The sequence below is a fragment of the Paenalicyclobacillus cellulosilyticus genome (genome assembly GCF_014647315.1).
In the GTDB taxonomy this organism is placed as follows: Bacteria; Bacillota; Bacilli; order Alicyclobacillales; family Alicyclobacillaceae; genus Alicyclobacillus_J; species Alicyclobacillus_J cellulosilyticus.
The window spans coordinates 1-277 of the sequence record NZ_BMOY01000124.1 but is presented as its reverse complement, the minus strand read 5'-3'; the positions used below and the strand labels follow the sequence as shown (position 1 = coordinate 277).

Below are 277 nucleotides of genomic sequence, written 5' to 3'. Positions count from 1 at the left end.
GTCACGCCTTCACGATTGCAAATCATGACCATACATAAATCAAAGGGACTTGAATTTGATGCGGTGATTCTACCTGGCTTAAGCTCTAAGTCCCAAACGCCTGACAAACCTTTATTACGCTGGTTAAAATTACCGACGAAAGAACGCGATCTCTTACTTATATCTCCCATGAAGGCGCTGCATCAAGATGTATGTTTAGTTTATGATTACTTACAACAGTTAGACTATGAAAAAGATAGGTATGAAACCCAAAGACTTTTATATGTTGCAGTAACCC

At 39.0% G+C, this 277-nt stretch carries 1 protein-coding gene; it reads left to right on the top strand.

The annotated features are described in order from the left end of the window. Window positions 1-24 precede the first annotated feature (24 nt). The coding region (locus IEX97_RS13145) for a 3'-5' exonuclease (RefSeq protein ID WP_229776932.1) at window positions 25-277 on the top strand (253 nt) is incomplete at its 3' end.